Source organism: Corynebacterium sp. KPL1995, assembly GCF_000477935.1.
In the GTDB taxonomy this organism is placed as follows: Bacteria; Actinomycetota; Actinomycetes; order Mycobacteriales; family Mycobacteriaceae; genus Corynebacterium; species Corynebacterium pseudodiphtheriticum.
In genome coordinates, this window is the sequence record NZ_KI515715.1 from 829,466 (window position 1) to 851,344 (window position 21,879).

21 protein-coding genes and 1 pseudogene are annotated in these 21,879 nt (G+C 56.9%); 11 read left to right on the forward strand and 11 right to left on the reverse strand.

Translation table 11 applies throughout. From position 1 onward, the window contains the following. Nucleotides 1-7: 7 nt before the first annotated feature. From HMPREF1292_RS03655 to trmB, 3 genes are all read right to left on the reverse strand, one after another. Nucleotides 8-2,383 (reverse strand): MMPL family transporter, encoded by a 2,376-nt coding sequence (locus HMPREF1292_RS03655; RefSeq protein WP_018121544.1) that lies wholly within the window; start codon nucleotides 2,381-2,383, stop codon nucleotides 8-10. An 8-nt stretch (nucleotides 2,384-2,391) separates the two neighbouring features. Continuing rightward, the gene (locus HMPREF1292_RS03660) at nucleotides 2,392-3,051 is read right to left on the reverse strand and encodes an NYN domain-containing protein (protein WP_018121543.1); all 660 of its coding nucleotides are present in this window, start codon (nucleotides 3,049-3,051) and stop codon (nucleotides 2,392-2,394) included. 131 nt (nucleotides 3,052-3,182) lie between these two features. Further along, on the reverse strand, nucleotides 3,183-3,968 hold the full coding sequence (gene trmB / locus HMPREF1292_RS03665; RefSeq protein WP_026168083.1) for a tRNA (guanosine(46)-N7)-methyltransferase TrmB: 786 nt from the start codon (nucleotides 3,966-3,968) through the stop codon (nucleotides 3,183-3,185). A 277-nt stretch (nucleotides 3,969-4,245) separates the two neighbouring features. Here trmB and HMPREF1292_RS03670 point away from each other — a divergent pair, with 277 nt between their 5' ends. The 3 genes from HMPREF1292_RS03670 to HMPREF1292_RS03680 all read left to right on the forward strand — a co-directional run bounded on the left by HMPREF1292_RS03670 (nucleotide 4,246) and on the right by HMPREF1292_RS03680 (nucleotide 7,307). Beyond that, nucleotides 4,246-6,078 carry a phosphoenolpyruvate carboxykinase (GTP) gene (locus HMPREF1292_RS03670; RefSeq protein ID WP_018121541.1) on the forward strand — a complete coding sequence of 611 codons (1,833 nt, stop codon included), beginning with the start codon at nucleotides 4,246-4,248 and terminating at the stop codon, nucleotides 6,076-6,078. Nucleotides 6,079-6,316: 238 nt separating this feature from the next. Continuing rightward, nucleotides 6,317-6,664 carry a hypothetical protein gene (locus tag HMPREF1292_RS03675; protein WP_018121539.1) on the forward strand — a complete coding sequence of 116 codons (348 nt, stop codon included), beginning with the start codon at nucleotides 6,317-6,319 and terminating at the stop codon, nucleotides 6,662-6,664. A gap of 214 nt (nucleotides 6,665-6,878) precedes the next feature. Then, a complete protein-coding gene (locus tag HMPREF1292_RS03680) occupies nucleotides 6,879-7,307 on the forward strand; it encodes a hypothetical protein (RefSeq protein WP_026168082.1) in 429 nt (142 codons plus the stop codon). Between the two features lie 5 nt (nucleotides 7,308-7,312). Here the strand turns inward: HMPREF1292_RS03680 and HMPREF1292_RS03685 are convergent, their stop codons facing one another. After that, complete coding sequence (locus HMPREF1292_RS03685; RefSeq protein WP_018121536.1) at nucleotides 7,313-8,086, reverse strand: class I SAM-dependent methyltransferase; 774 nt, start codon at nucleotides 8,084-8,086, stop codon at nucleotides 7,313-7,315. A 374-nt stretch (nucleotides 8,087-8,460) separates the two neighbouring features. Between HMPREF1292_RS03685 and HMPREF1292_RS11010 the strand changes: the two genes are divergently transcribed. Continuing rightward, nucleotides 8,461-8,901 carry a hypothetical protein gene (locus tag HMPREF1292_RS11010; RefSeq protein WP_126844759.1) on the forward strand — a complete coding sequence of 147 codons (441 nt, stop codon included), beginning with the start codon at nucleotides 8,461-8,463 and terminating at the stop codon, nucleotides 8,899-8,901. Nucleotides 8,902-8,923: 22 nt separating this feature from the next. Here HMPREF1292_RS11010 and HMPREF1292_RS03690 read toward each other — a convergent pair whose 3' ends face one another. From HMPREF1292_RS03690 to HMPREF1292_RS11545, 6 genes are all read right to left on the reverse strand, one after another. After that, nucleotides 8,924-9,634, reverse strand: a complete 711-nt coding sequence (locus HMPREF1292_RS03690; RefSeq protein ID WP_011069225.1) for an IS6-like element IS1628 family transposase — start codon at nucleotides 9,632-9,634, stop codon at nucleotides 8,924-8,926. Between the two features lie 138 nt (nucleotides 9,635-9,772). Next, nucleotides 9,773-9,991 (reverse strand): hypothetical protein, encoded by a 219-nt coding sequence (locus tag HMPREF1292_RS11015; RefSeq protein ID WP_126851384.1) that lies wholly within the window; start codon nucleotides 9,989-9,991, stop codon nucleotides 9,773-9,775. Nucleotides 9,992-10,455: 464 nt separating this feature from the next. After that, complete coding sequence (locus HMPREF1292_RS03700; protein ID WP_001389365.1) at nucleotides 10,456-11,220, reverse strand: IS6-like element IS6100 family transposase; 765 nt, start codon at nucleotides 11,218-11,220, stop codon at nucleotides 10,456-10,458. A 182-nt stretch (nucleotides 11,221-11,402) separates the two neighbouring features. Beyond that, nucleotides 11,403-12,392, reverse strand: a complete 990-nt coding sequence (locus HMPREF1292_RS03710) for an IS481-like element IS5564 family transposase (RefSeq protein ID WP_011113072.1) — start codon at nucleotides 12,390-12,392, stop codon at nucleotides 11,403-11,405. Continuing rightward, complete coding sequence (gene cmx, locus HMPREF1292_RS03715; RefSeq protein WP_023018806.1) at nucleotides 12,392-13,567, reverse strand: chloramphenicol efflux MFS transporter Cmx; 1,176 nt, start codon at nucleotides 13,565-13,567, stop codon at nucleotides 12,392-12,394. Before cmx ends, HMPREF1292_RS03710 begins: the two co-directional genes overlap by 1 nt. A 21-nt stretch (nucleotides 13,568-13,588) precedes the next feature. Continuing rightward, nucleotides 13,589-13,642: a chloramphenicol resistance leader peptide gene (locus tag HMPREF1292_RS11545; protein ID WP_011113070.1), complete on the reverse strand. Its 54-nt coding sequence runs from the start codon at nucleotides 13,640-13,642 to the stop codon at nucleotides 13,589-13,591. A 170-nt stretch (nucleotides 13,643-13,812) separates the two neighbouring features. On the opposite strand from HMPREF1292_RS11545, the gene HMPREF1292_RS03720 reads away from it, so the two are divergent. Together HMPREF1292_RS03720 and HMPREF1292_RS10705 are read left to right on the forward strand one after the other, a co-directional pair. Then, entirely contained in the window at nucleotides 13,813-14,523 is a 711-nt protein-coding gene (locus HMPREF1292_RS03720) for an IS6-like element IS1628 family transposase (RefSeq protein ID WP_011069225.1), read from the forward strand. Between the two features lie 334 nt (nucleotides 14,524-14,857). After that, nucleotides 14,858-15,710, forward strand: a pseudogene (locus HMPREF1292_RS10705) (transposase); the annotation flags it as partial. Nucleotides 15,711-15,810: 100 nt separating this feature from the next. On the opposite strand, the gene HMPREF1292_RS11025 reads toward HMPREF1292_RS10705, so the two are convergent. Then, nucleotides 15,811-16,065 (reverse strand): hypothetical protein, encoded by a 255-nt coding sequence (locus tag HMPREF1292_RS11025; RefSeq protein WP_023018809.1) that lies wholly within the window; start codon nucleotides 16,063-16,065, stop codon nucleotides 15,811-15,813. A gap of 848 nt (nucleotides 16,066-16,913) precedes the next feature. Here HMPREF1292_RS11025 and HMPREF1292_RS03735 point away from each other — a divergent pair. The 5 genes from HMPREF1292_RS03735 (at nucleotide 16,914) to HMPREF1292_RS03755 (ending at nucleotide 21,833) form a co-directional block, all read left to right on the forward strand. Continuing rightward, nucleotides 16,914-18,104, forward strand: a complete 1,191-nt coding sequence (locus HMPREF1292_RS03735; protein ID WP_023018810.1) for an ABC transporter substrate-binding protein — start codon at nucleotides 16,914-16,916, stop codon at nucleotides 18,102-18,104. Nucleotides 18,105-18,113: 9 nt separating this feature from the next. Next, complete coding sequence (locus HMPREF1292_RS03740) at nucleotides 18,114-19,037, forward strand: ABC transporter permease (RefSeq protein ID WP_023018811.1); 924 nt, start codon at nucleotides 18,114-18,116, stop codon at nucleotides 19,035-19,037. Continuing rightward, nucleotides 19,030-19,854 carry an ABC transporter ATP-binding protein gene (locus HMPREF1292_RS03745; protein WP_023018812.1) on the forward strand — a complete coding sequence of 275 codons (825 nt, stop codon included), beginning with the start codon at nucleotides 19,030-19,032 and terminating at the stop codon, nucleotides 19,852-19,854. The genes HMPREF1292_RS03740 and HMPREF1292_RS03745 overlap by 8 nt, the downstream gene beginning before the upstream one ends. 151 nt (nucleotides 19,855-20,005) lie before the next feature. Next, complete coding sequence (locus HMPREF1292_RS03750; RefSeq protein ID WP_023018813.1) at nucleotides 20,006-21,274, forward strand: aminotransferase class I/II-fold pyridoxal phosphate-dependent enzyme; 1,269 nt, start codon at nucleotides 20,006-20,008, stop codon at nucleotides 21,272-21,274. Beyond that, the gene (locus tag HMPREF1292_RS03755) at nucleotides 21,255-21,833 is read left to right on the forward strand and encodes a suppressor of fused domain protein (protein WP_034645066.1); all 579 of its coding nucleotides are present in this window, start codon (nucleotides 21,255-21,257) and stop codon (nucleotides 21,831-21,833) included. The genes HMPREF1292_RS03750 and HMPREF1292_RS03755 overlap by 20 nt, the downstream gene beginning before the upstream one ends. Nucleotides 21,834-21,879: the final 46 nt, after the last annotated feature.

Here is a 21,879-nt window from a genome sequence, read left to right on the forward strand (position 1 = left end):
CAACTACCTACTTGTCATTTTCTAAGCGTTTCATGAGCTCCGAGAACGGAATCAGGTCACTGTCTTGGTCGGTGGTGCGTCCGCTCCGAATGGCTTTGGTATCGGCGACGACTTCCGACTCATGCAGCTCGCGCGGTTCATCCAGCTCGTACCGTTCCTCGTACTGCTCATAGTCACCGTCCGGGGCAAGGTCGTTTTCCGGGGCAAGGTCGTACTGTTCATGGTCACCGTCAGGGCCGGAAGTATCCGCCATCCGCCCAGCCGGGACCACGGTTTCTTCGTATGCACCGTGCCCCATGCGTTCATAAATTCGGTGCACGAAGGCCGGTGCCCACCAGTTGTCTTCGCGCAGCAGGTGCATCACGGCTGGTACGAGGAACATGCGCACGATAGTGGCGTCGAGGAAGAGCGCGAAGATCATGCCGAAGGCGATGTATTTCATCATCACGATATCGGAGAAGCCGAACGCGCCAGCCACCACAATCATGATCAGCGCGGCTGCCGTAATGATGTGGCCGGTGTGCGCGGTGCCGTAGTTGATGGCGTCGTCGGTTGACGCTCCACGCTTGCGGGCTTCCACCATGCGCGAAACCAAAAAGACCTCGTAGTCCGTCGACAAGCCATAAATGATGGCGATGATCAGCACCAGGATCGGGCTCATCAGTGGGCCTGGCGAGAAATCCAACAGTCCGGAACCAGCGCCGAGGACAAACATGCCGGTCAAAATACCCAGGGTGGCGCCTAAGGTCAGCACCGTCATGATGATGGCTTTTGCCGGGATGATCAGCGAGCCGAACACCGCGGCCATCAGCAAGAACGTGGCGACAATAACGTACAGCGCCATCCACGGCAGTTTCTCAAACAGCGCTTCGAGTGATTCGACTTCCATCGCCGGGGTACCGCCGACGTAAAGTTCCACGCCTTCCGGTGCTGTAATCGCGCGCAGTTGTTCGATAACTTCGGCGTTATCTTCGCGGTCTGCAATACCGGCGCTCAACACAGTGGTGCCGTCTATGGTCTGGCTGGACGGCGCCATGGGGGAGGTCAGCCCTTCGATCTCACGGGCTTGCAAGACGACGTCGACAAGCTGCTGGTTATCGGCCCCCTTGACTACAAGTTTGATGGGCTCGGTGCGGTGTTCCGGGAATTGCTCGTTGAAACGATCCTGTGCCTGGCGGGTTTCGTGGCTCGGTGGCAGATAGGTCTCGTTGATGCCGCCGAAGCTGACACCCAACAGCGGGATGGTCAGTGCGAGCAGCAGGGCGGTGATGCCGACGGTAAACCAGCGAGCTTTGCTCATGGCCCAGCGTGGCACGCGGTACCAGAAGGTTTCCTCGATTGGGCGGGAGCGTTTGGTCTTGCGTACCGTCCACTTGTCGATGTTGTGGCCGAGCATGCCGAAAATAGCTGGCAGCACCGTCACCGAAAGCAGCGCCGCTAGGCCGACGGCGGAAATCGCGCCATAAGCAACGGATTTCAAAAACGCCTGCGGGAAAATCAGCAGGCTGGAAATGGCCACGGCCACCATGAGTGCGGAAAAGACCACCGTTTGCCCAGCGGTGGCGGTGGTAATCGCGACAGCTGTGCGGGTATCACGGCCTTTATCTAGTTCTTCGCGGAAGCGCGAGACCATAAATAGCCCGTAGTCGATGGCCAGGCCTAGGCCCAGCAGCGTGACGACGGCCTGTGAAAACACGTTGACCTGGATAAACCCGGCCAATACCGAGAGAATGCCGATGGAGCCCATGATCGACAGTGCGCCGACGATCAACGGCATAAACGCGGCGACGACGGAACCGAAGACGAACAGCAACAGCAAGCCCACCAGCGGTAGCGCTGCGCGTTCGGCAACCGAGATATCGTGCGCCATGCCGTCGTCCAAAGCATCAGCAACGGCGGTGGCTCCGGCAACCTCGATATCTAGGCCCTGGGCGGTTGCGGCGCCGGTGAGATCATCCTGGATGGTGCGGAAATCACGCAGAGTTTGCTCGTCGTCACCTGCTAAACCGATGGCCGCGAACGCTACCGAGCCGTCGTCGGACAGCAAGTTTGGATTGCGCGTATCGAAATAGCTGGTGACTTGCGCGATCTGGTCTGGGTACTGTTCTTGCAGGTAATTCAGGTGGGCGCGCGCAGCCTCTAAGTTTTCTTGCGGGTTGTCGAACAGCAAGATGACATCGCCGTTGCGGTCCCGCCCGAAGGTCTCGGCCTCAATCTCAGCAGCGGTGGTCGATGCCGCGCGGGGGTCTTCCCACCCTTCCTGGCTGAGGCGATCGTCGAGCTTGGTGCCAAAAACCGTGAAGACCACGGCGATAGCCGCGATGATTAGCAGTGGAATGATCCTGCGATGGGCATAGGAAAACTGCCCCCACCTGAAAAACATGCCGGTTCCTAACGGTTAGACAACAGTGACGACAGCGGGCGGAAGGGTGCCAACCAGGCGCCTTCTTCCGGCAGCGCATCCAGACTAACCCGCGGCAGTGGTTCGAGGAAGACCCCCTCGATATCTTCCAGGTCCACAAAACCGATATCTTCGTGGCTCACAGCCCACGAGCAGTGCTCCTGGAAACCCAACACGGTGGCGGGAATGCCGGCATTGATGAGTTCTTCGAGCAGCTCCTGGAAGTTTTGGCCGTCGGCAGAGGCGACGACGATCTCGCTTAAGCTGCCTTCCTCGAACCGCTGCCGGATATGGGCGACCATGTCAGGGTCCACATCAGATTCTTCGGTGATTTTTGGTTTTGCGAATACGGCATAGCCGACGTTGCGCAGTGCTTCTACCCATGGGCGAATGACCTCCGCGCCGCCGGGTGAGACATTGGTGAACACGCAGGCTTCTGGGGTGAGGTTTTCTTCTTCAGAGATTTCCAGAATCCAGCGGCCGATGGCGTCGAAACGCGGACGGGAATTAGCGGTGGGGCGGCCACCCAGGATGGAGCCCAGCCCCATGTCCAGGTTTGGTGCGTCCCAGATCATCAGCAGAGTGTTGTTGTGCGCTGAACTAGTGTGCGCAGAATGATTCTGCGCGGTGTGTGCGGTATGTGCGTCCATATTTTCGGTATATCCAGTATTTCTCGTATTTTTTCGGGTTTTATGCGGCCACGGGGTGTGCAGCCGTACGTGCTGTATGTGCCGCACAGCTGCTACGGATCCTGCGGGTTCATGGGGCGGGGCATTTCTGCCTAGCGCTTCACCCACAAGTATTCATTAATAATGTGGTCTTTTTCTAGGCCTTTGCCTTCGAATTTGGTGATCAGTTGGCGGTCGGTCAGCTGCGGGCATTCCGGCCATGGCCAGCCTTTGTATTCTAGTTGCGGCTCGACCTCGACCAACTCGTTAATCCATTCGGCATAGTCCGCGTGGTCGGTGGCCACATGCAGCACTCCGCCGGGTTTTAGGCGAGAGGCAAAAAGGTTCAACGGCCCGGATTGGATGATGCGGCGCTTGTGGTGCTTGGCTTTCGGCCATGGGTCCGGGAAAAACACGCGGATGCCATCGAGCGATTCTGGTGCGAACATGCGCATGAGTACTTCCATGCCGTCGCCGCGGATCATGCGGATATTCGGGATGTCTTCGCGTACTACCTGCCCAAGTAGCTTCGCCAGGCCGGGCTTGTACAACTCGACGGCAATAATATTGGTATCTGCTTCTTTTGGTGCCATTGCCGCGGTTGAAGTACCTGTGCCGGAGCCGATTTCCACGATCGTGGGTGCGCCGCTGCGGCCAAACCACTTGTCGACGTCGACGTGTTCGTCGGCAAGCATCGCGCCGAGTTCTGGCCAGTGCTTTTCGAAGGTCGCCAGCTGGTTGTCGCTGAGCGAGCCGCGGCGAAAAGTCACGGTGCCTAGCCGCGGGTAGTCGAGGTCATTGTTGAAAACCTCGTTGAAATCGGTCTGTGGGGGCCGACCGGCAGGAAATTCGCCGATGCCGCGGGATTGCTGGTTATTGTGTGTATTGACTGTATTCATTGCGTTATTCATTATTGCCTATTGTTCCCTGTCAAAAATAGTAGAACAATTCGGGGGCTTTCACTGTGGGCACAGGTGTTTTCGGGTGATCCAAACCTGCGCGATATTACCCCTGTATGAGGGTGGCAAGTGCACATTTTGCAGAATCAAAATGTGGATAAGCAGGGGTAGTGGCAGTGCGTGCATACACGCTTATACGTGGTTATTACCTTTCACCCCTGGTAGTCGCTACCCTGGGGCATGTCCAACCTGCTGTAGTGACCGATCAGGAGTCTAAATGAGCGCCCCAATCACGGGACTTGTTGGTGAAGCGCCAACGCAGAACAAAGAATTGATCAACTGGATCAACGACGCCGTTGCTATGTTTCAACCAGAAGACGTTGTGTTCGTCGATGGTTCGCAACAAGAATGGGATCGGCTTGCAGCCGAACTTGTCGACGCAGGAACCCTCATCAAGCTCAATGAGGAAAAGCGTCCAAACAGCTACCTAGCACGCTCGAACCCATCGGACGTCGCTCGTGTGGAATCGCGCACTTTCATCTGTACAGAAGACCAGGAAGGTGCCGGCCCAACCAATAACTGGGCCCCGCCGCAGGCCATGAAAGAGGAAATGGTCGACGTCTACACCGGCGCCATGAAAGGCCGCCGCATGTACGTCGTACCTTTTTGCATGGGTCCGATCAATGATCCAGACCCAAAACTGGGCATCCAGCTGACGGACTCGGCGTACGTCGTCATGTCCATGCGCACCATGACCCGCATGGGCACGGAAGTCCTGGATAAGCTTGGCGACGAAGGCTCCTTCGTGCGCTGTTTACACTCCGTGGGTGCCCCGCTGGAACCAGGCGAGGAAGATGTTGCCTGGCCATGCAATGAAACGAAGTACATCACCCAGTTCCCGAAGAGCAAAGAAATCTGGTCCTATGGCTCCGGCTACGGTGGTAACGCCATTTTGGCGAAGAAGTGCTACGCGCTGCGCATCGCCTCGGTCATGGCGAAAGAAGAAGGCTGGATGGCTGAGCACATGCTCATCCTGAAGCTGACCAGCCCAGAAGGCAAAAACTACAACGTTGCTGCGGCATTCCCATCCGCTTGTGGCAAGACCAACCTGGCCATGATCACCCCAACGCTGGATGGCTGGTCCGCAGAGGTAGTCGGTGACGATATTGCGTGGATGCACCTGCGCGAAGACGGCCTGTATGCCGTGAACCCAGAAAACGGCTTCTTCGGCGTCGCGCCGGGCACCAACTATGCATCCAACCCTATTGCGATGCGCACTATCGAACCAGGCAATACCTTGTTCACTAACGTTGCGCTGACCGACGACGGCGACGTCTGGTGGGAAGGCATGGATGGGGAAGCCCCAGAGCACCTGATTGACTGGAAGGGTAATGACTGGACCCCGGATTCTGCGGAGAAGGCTGCGCACCCGAACTCCCGTTACTGCGTGCCAATTTCCCAGTGCCCTGTCGCTGCCCCGGAATACGACGACTGGCGCGGTGTGAAGATCGACGCCATCCTGTTCGGTGGACGTCGTGCCGACACCATCCCGCTGGTTACCGAGGCTTTCGATTGGGAACACGGCACCATGATCGGTTCGCTGCTGGCTTCCGGCCAGACTGCCGCTGCCGAGGGAACCGTCGGTGCGCTGCGCCACGACCCAATGGCGATGCTGCCGTTCATGGGCTACAACGCTGGTGAATACCTGCAGCACTGGATTGACATGGGCAAGAAGGGCGGCGACCTGATGCCGTCGATCTTCCTGGTTAACTGGTTCCGCAAGAACGACGACGGCAAGATCATCTGGCCTGGCTTCGGTGAAAACTCCCGCGTATTGAAGTGGATCACCGAGCGTGTTGATGGCAAGGTCGGCGCAGAAAAGACCATCGTGGGTAATACCGCGCGTGCTGAGGATTTGGACCTGACCGGTCTGGAAATCAGCTTGGACGAGGTCAAAGAAGTCCTTGCTGTGGATCCTGCAGAGTGGGCTAGCGATGTCGACGACAACGCTGAGTACCTCAACTTCTTGGGCTCACGGGTCCCAGATGAGGTTCTGGAGCAGTTCGAGGCTTTGAAGTCCCGCATCGAGGAAGCTTCTGCAACGAAGTAAATCTGGCATTCTGCTCTGTTGCCGGTTCAGGTTTAGGGCAGGAAAGCGCTGAGATAAGACTTCCTGCCTGGGGCCTGGTGTTTGAGCGCAAACGGAAAGATCATTCCGTTTGCGCTTTTTGCATGCGAAAACGGCGTGACGAAGAACATTATCGGAAGGATCTTTCCGTCCTGATGCCTGGCCCTCACGTTGGAGCTGGACATTCGGTAATGGAAAGTCTGAAACGAGGAGGTAAGCAATGCTTATGTCTAGCTTGATGAAGGGAATAGCTAGTGCCAGTATTTTCTCGCTTGCTGGGTTTGCTTTAGGATTCTTCGACCATATTTGGCTGAGTGCTCTGATGATCTTGGTAACTATGCTGATATCTTTCTGGTTGCGCTTGAAGATTTTACGCAATGAAATGCATTCCCATATTGTCCTGGGGGTGTCAGTAGCGAGCGCTATTTCGGTGTTATTTTCGTGGCGTATATCTTCCGACGATCGGGCAGGCTTAGTTTTTGGTCTGGTGGTAATTACAGCGCTGTGGGCCGGTGCTTATCTTTTGTTGCGGCGTGCCGGTGCCCTGCGTGGTGCTAACACCCTATAAACGTCAAGTAAACATAAACGGTGGGATCTTTCCGGTCTTATGTCTGAAGTGTCCCAGGTTTTGTTCCGTTTGAGTAGATGGGAAAATCTGGAACAGACACTCTCGGCTAAACAGCGTGGCGATACCCGGATTGTAGGGTTATTCGAGCAAAAGCAAAAGGTCACGAATCAAGAAGCTGGATTTCGTGGATCAGGAAAGGTGCAGTTTGGATAATGTGAAAATTTTCGCCAGCCTCATTGCGAGGATAGTTTTCCTCATTCTTATTGTGGCCAGTCCATTTGTAGTCGCATTGGGAACCGTGCATATCCTAGGTGGGCTCGCAACCGCTAGCTTGGCCTCCATGTTGCAATGGGGAATTATTGCACTATTGGTGGGAATTTCACTTGATGGGTTGGTGCGCACCGTAGCACGTGCTGCTTATTTTTTATCTGGTCTAGAGATATTTCATAAGCAGGCCATTGAAAATATCATTGCTCTAGTCCTATTGGTATTTTTGTATTTCTTCGTAGCCGAAAGCATCTGGTTTGCCTTGCTTGCGGCCCTGGTCAATGTCGTCGTGGCAGCAGCAATAGGCAAGATCATCCCGGGCGGGAGTGAAACCAATTCCAGGGCCGATTTGCTGGCAAACCGAATGAAACTTTGAATGCGTTAGCTCCGCGTCTTATCCACCACAATCATCAGGTTTGAAGTGCCCAACTCCCGCAACCCGGGTATCTTCGTAATCCACCAGGCCCAGCTGGGGTGATAGCGCGGGAAGCAGTAGGTATGGTAGCCGCATTCGGCTGCCCAGCCGAGGCCTTCGTGGGCGGAGACGTCGAAAAGCGAATGCCCCCAGATATTTTTTGGCGGATGCCCGTGCTTGCGTTCGTAACGACGCCGGGCGAAATCCCCACCGATATAATGTGGCCACAACCCTGTTTCGTGCCCGCCGAAAGGCCCGAGCCACACCGTGTAACTGATGACCGCCAAGTTGCGTGCAACCCGCACCATTTCCTCGGCCATCTCCCAGGGGCGCGCGATGTGTTCGGCCACGTTGGAGGAATAGACGATGTCGACGCTGTTATCCCGAAAAGGCAGCGCTGTGCCGGAAGCACGAACCGCGGTATCCAAGGTGATTCCGGCTGCAGTCATTTCTGAAACGTCTGGTTCCAAGCCAATATAGTGCGCGCCGTGCTCGGCGAAAGCCGCCGAAAAATACCCGGGGCCACCGCCGACATCCAGCACCGATAGCTTGTCCAGCCCCGTGCCGTGCACATCCTGGTGGATTGCTGCCAGTTGTTGCGCGGTATCACGGGCCAGCGGTTCATAAAATTTGCGTGGCTGGGATTGCTCGTAATCGAAAGAACGCAGCAGGCGAATCGACCGGGCTAAGCTGGCATGGCGGCGTGTGTGGTGCAGGGGATGGCGCAGTTCGGGACGCATAGGTTCCCAGGATATAGCGTGTTGGAGGTTGTAGTTGGGAAGCCCAGTTTTTATTGATCGATCTTCGCTGAAACTCTTGCTTTTTGGGCTGGAAACTATATTATGAGGGTAATCATTCCAACTGGATAAAGTGATATAAACCATGTTGAGGGTTTTTCGGCGAAGAACCGTTCCGAGTGTGTGGTGCGATCTGTGCCCAGTATGAGAGGATGGGTGGTCCGCGGTGTTTTGACGTGGCTGCGGGCAGGCCCTTGTGCTCGAATACGGGATAGTTACACAATCGGAGTTAAAGGGTTTGATTGGGTAACTATTTAAAATAATGTGAAAAAGGGTTGGAGCGAAGAGAATCGTAATTTTTTAAAGAATAGGTCATTGTGGATAATTTTAATGTCCCGATTTTTCTAAACTTGCTGTTATTGTTCAGCGTTGTTCCTTCGACGATAATCGGAGGCGTCATTTGGCTCAGCTATTTGTTTTCGCGGAGGAAAGTTCTGCGTGAAGAGCAATCGGCGTCGAACCCTAAGATGCAGCGGAGGATAGACCAGCCTCAGCGTTCTTATCCGGTTTGGTTATTGCTGATGTGTGGTGCGGCAGCCGGTGTATTTGCCCCGATTGTTTGGTTGACATGGGCGCCTAGTTATGGGGCGCAGCATGTACCTGAACCACCTGGTGACTACCCTCTATGGCAAATATTAGGTTGTGTAGTAACTGTTGCTGCCTGCTCTATTTTTGTCAGTATGAAGTTGCGCAATACTTTTCGGGGTGCTGTTGCAACTTGGGGCGGGAGCCAAGAAAGCTCCGTTTTTATTGTGTGATCAACGCTATGTGCCTGTGTTGTCAGGCCGTCTCGAATACCCGGCTAACAATCACTGCATCCGGATTCGGGTGACCATAGGCAAACATCGTGCCCTGCCCCTTCCGCAATGAGTGCATCGCTTCCATCCCTTTCAACGTCCGGTAGGCAGACGTTTGGTTTTTGAATGCTCCTTTCGGCCCCAGGATCCGCTTTAACCGGCCATGATCGCCTTCAATGACGTTGTTGAGGTATTTCACCCGACGATGCTCGACCGTCGATGGACAGACGCCTTCCGCCTTCAGCTCAGAGATTGCCCTGGCGAGTGAGGGGGCCTTGTCGGTGCTGATCACCCGCGGATAGCCTGCCGATTTATTCGACCGCAGCGTCTTCGCCAGGAAACGCTTCGCTGCCGCGACGTTGCGTTTTGGTGAGAGGTAGAAGTCCAGGGTCTGGCCACCTGCGGTGATTGCCCGATAGAGGTAGCACCACTTTCCCCCGACCCGGATATAGGTCTCATCCACCCGCCAGGACCTGGCCTGCCAGTCAGGAACTTGCCGATACCACCGGGTCTTCTTATCCAGCTCAGGAGCATATTTCTGGACCCAGCGGTAGATCGTGGTGTGATCGACCGGCACTCCCCGCTCGGTCATCATCTCTTCGAGGTCGCGATAGCTCACGCCGTAGCGGCAGTACCACCGCACCGCCCACAGGATGATTTCACGAGGGAACTGCCGACCGGAGAAGATGCCCATGGACCTGATTATTCCACGCCGGTCTTCCTACTGCCCCAACTTTGCAACAGCACCGGTCCCGGGGAGCTCTCTCCCCTACTCGCGAGGCAGAACTGCACTCCGGCCCACCAGCGTGAGCAGCGAGACTGCAATCTTCAGCTAGCCTTCATCGCCATTTAGTCGTGAGACCACGACATTGGCGTCGACATCCTCAGGAACAGCCATCTGTAGGGACTCTCCCTGAAGACTGCCCTGCACCCTGACTGCGGAGAGAATGTCGCCGTCGCTCTTCGTCACCAGGCGCGCGCTTTCGCCAGCTTCGGACGCTTCTGTCGAGAGCTTCTGCACGACTTCAGCTCCATCGCTATCAAGCGTCACGTCAATCATCCTGGGCCCTGACGACGCTGCAGAGTCAACACCCACTCGCTCGAAATCTGCCGGATTGATCAGAATGTTCTCGCCTTGGAACAAGACACACTGCGAGCTCGAATCGTCTGCACAGGTCTCCGAGACGGCCATCTCCAATACGGCCGCCGACTCGCCAGAGGCATTCTCAGAGGCCGCTGGTGCCCCTTCGTCGGCGGTACTTCCGCCGTCCGTGCAAGCCGCTAGGGCCAGTAACAGGGGCGCGACAGCAGCAAGTTTCCACATAGAAGTGGACCCTACCTAACGCCGCTTCCCGTCGCGGCAGCATTGTTGGCTCTGTTAACAGCCACAAGCAGATCCACCCCAGACCAGCCTTAACCTGTCAATCCGAATCATGCCCGCCACTCGACCGTTGGCTGCATGGCTCTGTTGCAAAGATTGGCGGCAGTCAGAGGTAGGCTGTCGCTCTGCGCCGATCAGGCGGCTGCTGCGAAATGGTGGTTGAGCATGCCCATGGCCTCCGTCAGCGCCGAGGGCCCAATGCCAAAAGCTCTCTCCACAAGGCGCACCTCGCCCCTGATGCCGGGCTGCAGGCACCAGGGGCGAGCCTGTCCTTTGCGCAGGGCTCGCATGACTTCGAATCCCTTGATCGTGGCATAGGCCGTGGGGATCGATTTGAAACCGCGCACCGGCTTGATCAGTATCTTGAGCTTTCCGTGATCGGCCTCGATCACGTTATTGAGATACTTCACCTGCCGGTGGGCCGTCTCCCGGTCCAGCTTTCCTTCGCGCTTCAATTCGGTGATCGCTGCACCATAGCTCGGCGCTTTGTCGGTATTGAGCGTGGCAGGCTTTTCCCAGTGCTTCAGGCCTCGCAGGGCCTTGCCCAGGAACCGCTTCGCTGCCTTGGCGCTGCGGGTCGGCGACAGGTAGAAATCGATCGTGTCGCCCCGCTTGTCGACTGCCCGGTACAGGTAGGTCCACTTGCCCCGCACCTTGACGTAGGTTTCATCCAGGCGCCAGCTCGGATCAAAGCCACGCCGCCAGAACCAGCGCAGCCGCTTCTCCATCTCCGGGGCGTAGCACTGGACCCAGCGATAGATCGTCGTATGGTCGACCGAAATGCCGCGTTCCGCCAGCATTTCCTCAAGGTCGCGATAGCTGATCGGATAGCGACAATACCAGCGCACCGCCCACAGGATCACATCACCCTGGAAATGGCGCCACTTGAAATCCGTCATCGTTCCGTCCGTCCAATCTCCGCCAAGCATGCTCAAGCTTCACGATTTTTGCAACAGAGCCATATCGACAACCTCTCGCGCAACCAAGACATCGCGGTCGGACTGCAAGTGATCTTGAAGCCACGGGCCCGTCCCACCCCGACATGGACCTCGATGCCCGAACGGACGTTAGATTTCGAGTTCTAGGTGTGATGTCCAGGGACGTTGTTGAGTCGGTCGAAGGGTACGCCGCCAATCGCAGAGTGGTGTCGGTGGTGGTTGTAGAAGTGGAGCCAGCCGGGCAGCGCCAGGCGTCGTTCGGCCTCTGAACCGTAAAACCTGGCATAGGCCCAGCCGTCCCCGAGCGTGCGGTGGAATCGCTCGATCTTCCCGTTCGTCTGCGGCCGGTAGGGGCGTGTCCGCTTGTGTCGGATGCCGAGCCGAGCGCAGAAGTCCCTCCATGCGTGGGATCTGTATGCCGACCCGTTGTCGGATAGGACTCGCTCGACGGTCACGCCTCGTTCGGCGAACCAGGCCACGGCGCGTTCGAGAACTCCCACCGCTGTGCTCGCCTGCTCATCCGACCAGATTTCTGCGTATGCGACGCGGGAGTGGTCATCGATGACTGTGTGAACGAACGCCGTCCCGGTGCGCGGCTTGTGATCTTTTCCTCGTGGTAATCCCGGAGTCGCGAGCTTGTTCCGTGCGCCTTGCTGCCGACCTACGTAACGATGTCCACCGCCGTCGGGGATGTTGCCGAACTTCGTGACATCGACATGAATCAACGATCCCGGATGAGGATGCTCATATCGCCGCAATGGCTCGCCAGTGACACGATCGATATGCGAGAGGCGGTTCACGCGGCAACGGACGAGGACCGCGTGAACAGTCGACGTCGAGAGACCAAGTCGCGCAGCGATCTGGGCTGGCCCCAGTCGAAGCCGCCAGCGCAGGTTGATGATCTTCTTCTTGACATGCTCGGGCGTCCTGCCTGGGATCCGGTGCGGCTTGCTGGAGCGATCCTGCATCCCAAACTCACCCTCTTCCCGGTAGCGGCCTGCCCATTTCCGGGCAGTGATCGGGGAGACCATGAACATCTTTGCGGCGATCGTGGCCGGATAGCCGTCTTCGACAATCAGCCGAGCTAACCGGAGACGGGCACGAGGAGTGAGAAGAGCGTTCGGATGGGTCATCAATTGGCCTCCGCCGCGGTCTTCGTAAGCGCGCGTCTGGTGAGAAGCATGATGACGAGAGTGATCGCTGTCAGCACCGAAGCGACCCAAACCGGCGCGAGCAGCCCCAGCCCGGTCGCGAGCCCGAGCGCACCAAGCACGGGCCCCGCTGCAGCTCCGATATTCAATGCTGCGGTTGCGTACGAACCGCCCATCGTTGGCGCACCCGATGCTGCATACAGCACACGCGTGATCAGAGTACTGCCGACGCCGAACGACAGGAATCCCTGAACGAGGACGAGGACGATAAGCGCAACGGGATGAGATGCGACCACTGCCAACACGATCCAGCCTGTCAGCAATAGCGGTCCGCCGACTGCGAGCACGAGGCCAGGTCGTTGATCTGATAGTCGTCCTGCGATCGTGACGCCAAGGAACGATCCGATGCCGAACATCACCAGCGCGACGGACACCCACGCTTCGGCCAAGCCCGCGGTCTCGGTCACGATGGGTGCCAGGAAGGTGAATGCCGCAAAGGTCCCTCCGTTGATCAGCGCTCCGAGTGCCATGGCCAGGATGAGCCGCGGCGTCGCCAACTGGCTGAGCTCGACACGGAGCCTTGGTGAGGTCGCGCTAGTCTCGCTCCGACCAACATTGTTCGTGACGCCACGAATGACTCCAACGGCCGCGGGAATACAGAGGATGGCGATCGCCCAGAACGTCGTTCGCCAGCCCAGCGCTGTGCCGAGCAGTGCCCCGGCGGGGACGCCCACGACGGTTGCGATCGTCGTGCCGGAGAGCAGGATCGACAGTGCACGCCCCTTCTGGTTCGCTGGCACGAGGGTAGTGGCCGTGCTCAGTGCTACGGCGAGGAATCCTGCGTTTGCGAGAGCGCTGAGCACCCGGGTGATGAGCAGGAGAGAGAACACTGGTGTCATCGCTCCGATGACGTGGCTTCCCGCGAACACGAGAAGGCAAACGATCAATGTGAGCCGCGGTGGCCAACGGCGAGCGAATGCCGCCATCACTGGCGCGCCGACGACCATACCGACTGCGAATGCGGAGGTCAGCAGGCCCGCAGTGCCGACCGAGACGTCAAGTTCGGTCGCGATCGCGGGGAGCAATCCCGCGAGCATGAATTCTGAAGTGCCCATGACGAAGACCGCCAGGGCAAGCATGTAAAGGGCAAAAGGCATCGAGTACTCCGAGGTGTGAGATCAAGAAATGGTTCTTCTTGTCACCACGGCCAGCGCCCCGGGTACGCCAGACATACGCCCACACAGATCGTGGGCGTCGTAACTAGTGGTTCAAGGGGCTGGCGGTGTGACCGACAACCCCTGACCTGTCTGATTCGGGACTCGACATGCCCCAAACTCTAACATGCCTTGGTGCTGTTGCAAAGTTGGGGCAGTAGGAAGACCGGCGTGGAATAATCAGGTCCATGGGCATCTTCTCCGGTCGGCAGTTCCCTCGTGAAATCATCCTGTGGGCGGTGCGGTGGTACTGCCGCTACGGCGTGAGCTATCGCGACCTCGAAGAGATGATGACCGAGCGGGGAGTGCCGGTCGATCACACCACGATCTACCGCTGGGTCCAGAAATATGCTCCTGAGCTGGATAAGAAGACCCGGTGGTATCGGCAAGTTCCTGACTGGCAGGCCAGGTCCTGGCGGGTGGATGAGACCTATATCCGGGTCGGGGGAAAGTGGTGCTACCTCTATCGGGCAATCACCGCAGGTGGCCAGACCCTGGACTTCTACCTCTCACCAAAACGCAACGTCGCGGCAGCGAAGCGTTTCCTGGCGAAGACGCTGCGGTCGAATAAATCGGCAGGCTATCCGCGGGTGATCAGCACCGACAAGGCCCCCTCACTCGCCAGGGCAATCTCTGAGCTGAAGGCGGAAGGCGTCTGTCCATCGACGGTCGAGCATCGTCGGGTGAAATACCTCAACAACGTCATTGAAGGCGATCATGGCCGGTTAAAGCGGATCCTGGGGCCGAAAGGAGCATTCAAAAACCAAACGTCTGCCTACCGGACGTTGAAAGGGATGGAAGCGATGCACTCATTGCGGAAGGGGCAGGGCACGATGTTTGCCTATGGTCACCCGAATCCGGATGCAGTGATTGTTAGCCGGGTATTCGAGACGGCCTGACAACACAGGCACATAGCGTTGATCACACAATAAAAACGGAGCTTTCTTGGCTCCCGCCCCAAGTTGCAACAGCACCGTTCACACCGTCCGAAAGGACAGTGGAACTAGTCGCTGGCTTCGGTATGGCTTATTCCTGTCCCTGTCTGACAATGATCCAGGGGGTGATGTCGTCGAAGACAGTGACATATTCAAACTGCTAATAGGAACCTGACCCAGCCCAGGTGGTATGAGGTCTCACAGTAATGTGGATGCCAGTGCCAAGTATGTCCGACCAACCCCAGCGATGAAGCTTAAATAATCCAACTTCTAATTCATCGCTAGCAGGCACACACCCATGGCTTATGACTTCGTCATTGGCATGGACGTCGGCAAATACTTCCACCACGCCTGCGTCCTCGCCCATGCCGGTCTTCACCTTCCGGATACCCTGCGCAACCTCGACCGCGTTGAGGAAGTCTTCTGCCAGCTGAAAGTTCTCAACGGTATCGACGAAGACCTTGCCCGGGCCTACACACGCCTGATTAACCAGATGCGATCCGCGCTCGTGAGAACCTATCCTGCATTCGAACAAGTCCTGCGCGGACAGATGATTCACCGAAAATGGATCCTCCACCTACTTGCGAAATACGGTGGCCCCACCAAGATTCGACGCGTCGGTAAAGCACGCCTTAAAGCCTTTGCGCGCAGTCACAGAGCGCAATCCTGAGCCTGTCATCGATGCCATGCTTGCTGCCATCGATGGGCAGACCGTGTCCATTGCCGGCGCAGAATACGCCGAACTTGGCGTAGCAATGTCCGCCACAGATGCACTGGCCAAACTAGGCCATCGTAAGGAAATCGAGGCGCAGGTACTTGAACTTATTCAGGACATTCCGCAGACCGAGATTCTTTTATCCATGCCCGGTATCGGCCCGCGTAGCACCGCGCAGATCCTCATGACTGTTGGCGATATGTCCGACTTCCCCGATGCAGCGCACTTAGCGTCCTATGCAGGCCTATCACCGCGGACGAATCAGTCGACAACGTCCATTATGTCGAATTCGCCTAACCAGGCTGGCAACAAAAAATTAAAGAACGCCCTATGGCAATCGTCTTTTGCATCGATCAGATTCCACGAGCGTTCCCGGCAATTCTATGAACGAAAACGCAAAGAAGGCAAAGGACACAACGCCGCCGTCGTCGAACTCACCCACGGAGTTGACAACCTATATAGGAATCCCCCCCCCCTGTTAGAGGGGCACAAAGCCGGCAAGGGGTTGCAGGTCTTAGTGAATTTAGCTGAATCCGCTAGAAGCGGCCGGTTATGCCGTATGCTTCGGCTGAGGGGCGGGTTTTGATCAGGGCGTCGAGCATATCCACCGCCAATCTGATGGATTGTAGTGCGTCTATGCCGCCGACTGACAGGTTTCCGGCGTCCAGGCCTTCTGTGAAGATTTCACAGATCCAATCGTTTCCATCTTGGTAGGGGGCGCGTAGCCCCACGGTGAATTCTCCTTCATCATCGCGGTAGGTTCTTTGGGCGATGACCCTATGTTCGCTCATCGGCGGCAGTTTGCGTATTGAACGGCTGCGGCAGATCCCATACTGCTGATGAGAGAGCCGACGATTGCGGCGCTGATGATTAGTTTTTTAGTGGAGAGGTGTTTGGACATCTCGGTTCTTTCTAGTTGTGGGATGTGAGCCGGGCTGGTTGAAGTGTCCCAGTTTTTGTTCCGTTTGAGTAGATGAGCATCTCTTCAATTACGCCAATGAAATGTGACCACGAGGCAAAGACAACGTGCCCTGCGTTGTTGATGACTATATCCCGGCAGAAGACTTGTCGATCCAAGCCGCGCTCGCTGTCAACCATTCGTGGATAACGGGTGTGTGGACTCCGCGGCCCTGAGGCATGGCTACTCAACTCAGCCATGGTGCATTTTTGCAAATAGGGCCGCTGAAAATGGCCTTTTTTAGTCCCTATTTGCAAAAGTGCACCATCTGCGAATACAAAGCGCCGAAAGGACGGCGAAAAGAGGTTTCCCTGGGGTAAGGAAGACGGTTAAGGGGGGGGGCAAAGTGAGAGTCAACGGACCAACAAAGCTTCCGGCACCGCGCAAAGCCGCAAACACCCCCGGTGCACACTTTTTGTCGCATATCCCGCATAACCCTTCCCATGTTGGGGCTAGGTATGGATCCTTGGGGCTTTGCCAGATTGACACTTGGATAGACAATCTTGTCTATTGATCTTCCATAGCTGACGCAGCGTTACTGAATGGACTGAAAAGTTACGTTAACTGCACTTGTGCTCAATACCGGTTGTATAGCTATGAATTTAGAAATTGACTCTGCCATGTGTTCTGGCTTACGTTTAAACCCTTACTGAACCGATTGGTCTACTTAAGGAAGAACGCATGGTCTATAACCGCATTCTGTCTCGGCGACAGTTGCTGCGTACAGCAGTAGTCATGGGCGGGGTAGCCCTGGGAGGCGGCATGCTTTCTGCCTGTTCTACGCAGTCAGAAACACGACAGCCGCAAACAAGTGCTTCCGGGCCCGCATCTTCTGCTAGCTCTGCTTCCCAGGAAGAACTGGTCATCGGTTTTGTACCCATTGCGTGTGCCTCACCACTGGTTGCCGCAGACGCGCTCGGCGCATTTGAAAAACAGGGACTCCACGTAAAATTACGGAAATACGCCGGATGGGCTGATCTTTGGACGGCATATGCAACCGGAACCCTCGACGTTGCACACATGCTCTCACCAATGCCACTGGCAATTGATGCTGGTGCGACGAACGCATCCCGGCCCACAGAATTGGCTTTTACCCAAAACACCAATGGCCAAGCGCTTACCTTGTCTACCTCTCTCTTGGGCGCGGTCTCGCAACCGACAGATCTTGCGGGGATGGTGCTAGGAATCCCCTTTGAGTATTCGGTGCATGCATTACTTTTGCGCGATTATTTGGTCGCCGGTGGTCTCGACCCAGTTTCAGATGTGGAATTGCGGCTCTTGCGGCCACCGGACATGGTGGCGCAATTGGCGGTCGGCGCCGTCGACGGTTTTATTGGCCCCGAACCGTTCAACCAAAGAGCACTAACCACAGGATCAGGCCGCGCGTTCATTCCTACCCGGCAGATGTGGGAGAACCACCCCTGCTGCTCGGTTGCTATAGCCAAAGAAATTGACCGCGGGGTGCGCGATCGTGTGGTCACGGCGCTGCGCGAAGGTGCCCAATTTGTCGACAGCCCGCACCACGTACACGAATCGGCGTCGATGTTGGCAGCAGAAAAATACCTGAACCAGAAAGAAGAGTTGATCTCGCCTGCTTTAGCCGGATCCTATACCACCTGGGATGGCACCGATGTGGTGGATCCGGACATGATCAATTTCGGCGGACAGACTTCAGCTACCGCGATCACCTGGATGGCTGCGCAAATCGCGCGCTGGGACCTCGGCGGTACGGCCTTGACGATGGACGACGACGTGCTCTTAGCAGCCACAGAATCAGTCTTGCCGCCTGAGGCAGACCGCAGCACGGACCCGGTTGACATCAATGGCCGGATATTTGATCCGCTAAAGCCCACGGCTGGATACCAGCGTTAAGGACCCACTATGTCTCGAACTCACACGCCTACTACTCAAACTTCCACCGGCCGAACTTCCGCTAGCCGAACGTCTACCAGCCAAGCGTCCACCGGCCGAACTTCCACCGGCCGAACGCTGCCAAGGGAAAAGTCCGGCCCGTGGAAACCCGTTGCCCTCGGCGTCGGCCTGTTTCTCGCTTTCCTTCTTGTATGGCAATTAATAGCGGCTGCGGGGTGGCTGTCGGATATCGCGCCGACGCCTGCTCGCACCTTCAGCCGCGGTGCTGAAATCTTGGCTGATCCTTTTTACCGGGATGGTCCAGCTTCCGTCGGCATATTCTGGCACATGGTGACATCCCTGCGCCGTGTGCTGCTCGGTTTTATCATCGCGATGCTCATCGCCATTCCGCTGGGCTTCTGGTTAGGATCGTCCACCACCTTCCGCCGGGCGACGGACCCCTTTGTGCAAATTCTGCGGCCGGTATCCCCGCTGGCGTGGCTGCCGTTGGGGCTTGCGCTGCTGCGCGATGCGGAAAATACCGCGGTCTTCGTCATTATTCTCTCCGCTTTGTGGCCCACCCTGCTCAACACCATTGAGGCCGTACGTGGCGTGCATCCGTCGTACAAAAACCTCGGCGCCACATTGGGCACCAGCCGTGTGGACCGGCTGCTCTACATCACAGGGCCTGCCGCGCTGCCTGGCATCATCACGGGCATGCGCCAATCGCTGTCTACCGCGTGGCTGGTGATTGTGGCTGCGGAGATGCTTGTCGGCGGGCAGGGCGTCGGCTTTTTCGTGTGGAATATGTGGAATCGCCTGGATATTGATGCCATCGTCGTGGTCATCGTTCTCATCGGTGCCATCGTCGTGGTCATCGTTCTCATCGGTGCCATCGGCTTGGCCCTGGATTACCTGGTTGCTTCATTGCAGAAAGTGGTGCGTTATGACTAATACCTCAACCGATACTGTGCCAAATACCGTCGATGTGCCTAGCACCAGTGGTACGGGCACCCCGCATATCGAATTTAAAAATATTACAAAAAGCTATGGGCCGACGACGATCATCGGCGAGACTTCCGTATCTATTAAGGAAGGCGAGTTTGTCTCCTTGCTTGGGCCTTCCGGCTCAGGCAAATCCACGATGCTGAACATGATTGCTGGCTTGGCGACGCCGTCGACAGGCGAGGTCCGTGCCCGCGACGAGGTGATCACCGGCCCGGGGCCAGACCGAGGAGTGGTTTTTCAAAATCACGCCCTGCTGCCATGGATGACAGCACGCGGCAATATCGAATTCGGGCTGCGCTCTGCACGGCCGGACTTGTCGAAAGCACAGCGTAAGACAATCACACAGGATTTCTTGGATGAAGTCAGTTTGGGACATGCGGCTGACCGTCGTCCCGCGCGGCTTTCCGGTGGCATGCAGCAACGGGTGGGTTTGGCGCGTGCGTTTGCCATTGGTTCGGATATTTTGCTGCTGGATGAACCTTTTGGTGCGCTGGATGCGCTGACCCGGAGGCAATTACAGACCTTGTTGCTCAGCGTTTGGGAAGAAAACCGACGCACGGTGGTAATGGTGACCCACGATGTTGACGAAGCGATCTTGCTGTCCGACCGCATCTTGGTTATGTCGCCGGGGCCGGAGGCAACCATCGTGGAAGATTTACGAGTTGGCCTTGCCCGCCCGCGTAACGGTGATGCGGACCCAGCCGTCGGCAAGCGCAAAAATGAGCTGCGCCAGCACCTGTTGTCGCTGCTGGAGCACAAATAACGGCAAATTGGGTGTGCTGCGTACCCGACTGTCGGCGGAAAGCATCGCGTTCGGCCGAAAGCTTTGCTTTTGGGTAGGCAACACAGATCTCACACAAACTCGCTACCATGGCAAGCAGCATAGATGCAATGGAAGGTAGGCGAGTACCCCAATGTCACTCCTCGACTTAGATACTGAGCAATTCAACGAACTAGCCCAGCAGGTGCGCCGGGATTACCAGGACTTGCAGGCGAAGAACCTGAACCTGAACCTGACGCGCGGTAAACCGTCGAACGAACAGCTCGATTTTTCTCATGACCTGCTTACCCTGCCTGGCGATGATCCGATCGACGCTGATGGGGTAGACGTGCGCAACTACGGCGGATTGCTGGGAATTAAGCAGCTGCGCGAAATCTGGGCGAATGCCCTGGGACGCTCGGTGGACAACACCATCGCAGCTGATTCTTCTTCGCTGAACATTACTTTTGACCTGCTGCTGTGGTCTTATACCTTCGGCAACAATGATTCCGTACGCCCGTGGAGCCAGGAAGAAAAGATCCGCTGGATCTGCCCGGTGCCGGGTTACGATCGCCACTTCACCATCACCGAAAAACTCGGCATCGAGATGGTGTCCATTCCTATGCTTGACGACGGCCCGGATATGGATGCCGTCGCAAAGCTGGCCCAAGACCCGCAGGTGAAGGGCATGTGGGCCGTGCCGGTGTTCTCCAACCCAACCGGGGTGAGCTTCTCTAAGGAAGTCTGCGAAAAGCTGGCGGCTATGGACACTGCCGCGCCAGATTTCCGCATTGTGTGGGACAACGCGTATGCTCTGCACACGCTAACCGACGAATTCCCGGAAAATTACAACGTGCATGAGATGGCGGCAGCCGCCGGTAACCCGAACCGCTTTTGGGAAATGTCATCGACTTCCAAGGTCACGCACGCTGGCTCAGGTGTCGGCTTTTTCACCTCCTCGGAAGAAAATCTTGCGTGGTATTCCTCCATCGCCAGTGCCCGCGGCATCGGCCCAAACAAGGTCAACCAACTGGCGCATGCGCGTTTCTTCGGAGACGAAGAAGGCCTAAAAGCCCTGATGCGCAAGCACTCCGGGTCGTTGGCACCGAAGTTCGACGCCGTCCGGGATCTGTTGGAAAAGAAACTGGGTGGATATGACGTTGCTAGTTGGTCGCACCCAGAAGGCGGCTATTTCATTGACCTTAACGTCATCGATGGCACCGCAACACGTGTATGGGAGCTGGCGAAAGAAGCCGGTATTGAACTGACCAAGGCCGGTGCCTCCTTCCCGTATGGCGAAGATCCGCGCAACCGCAATATCCGCCTGGCGCCATCAATGCCAGCGGCCGATGACGTCGCTGTCGCCATGGATGGTGTGGCCACCTGCGTGCTGCTGGCTGCGATTGAGAAGAAGGAGGCTTAAGGCCCTGCAATTCGAAGAAACCGGCTATTGGCTCAGCCAACTCGTCCCGGCCAAGCTGGAATTTCGGAAACTCGATGAGTGGCGTATTGCCAGCGCACAGATAGACGAGCAACAAGCGCTGGCGGCAACCGCTAACTTTGGCGAGGTTGATACCGGGCTGACCAGTGACGAATCTGGCCAATCCGTGCGCTGCGAGCTGCTCGCCGTGGCGCAAGCCGAACAGCCCGCCATCGCGACTGCCGTACTGGCCGCTGCAGAACTGTTACGTTCGGCAAACGGAGTGCTGCCAGCACAGCCAGGCGTGCTGCTGCCGGACATTGGCCAGAAATTCGCTGAGCTGGAACAAAATCATCTCACCGTGCGTCACGGGCTGCTGGCCGTGCCGTATTTGTGGTCTGGGAAGACGCCACGCCTGGAAGAAGACGACCGGCTCACGCTGATTTGCCAGCTGATCATGCTCACCGATGCGGAATATGAATTCGCGGTGGAACATGGCGTCGGCAAGCTGCAAGACAAGTTATCGACCGAAGGTATTGATCCGGGTAACTGGGGTCGGTAGTGGGGCTGGAAATGGTAGCCAGCAATGATTCGCACCGGTGACTGTT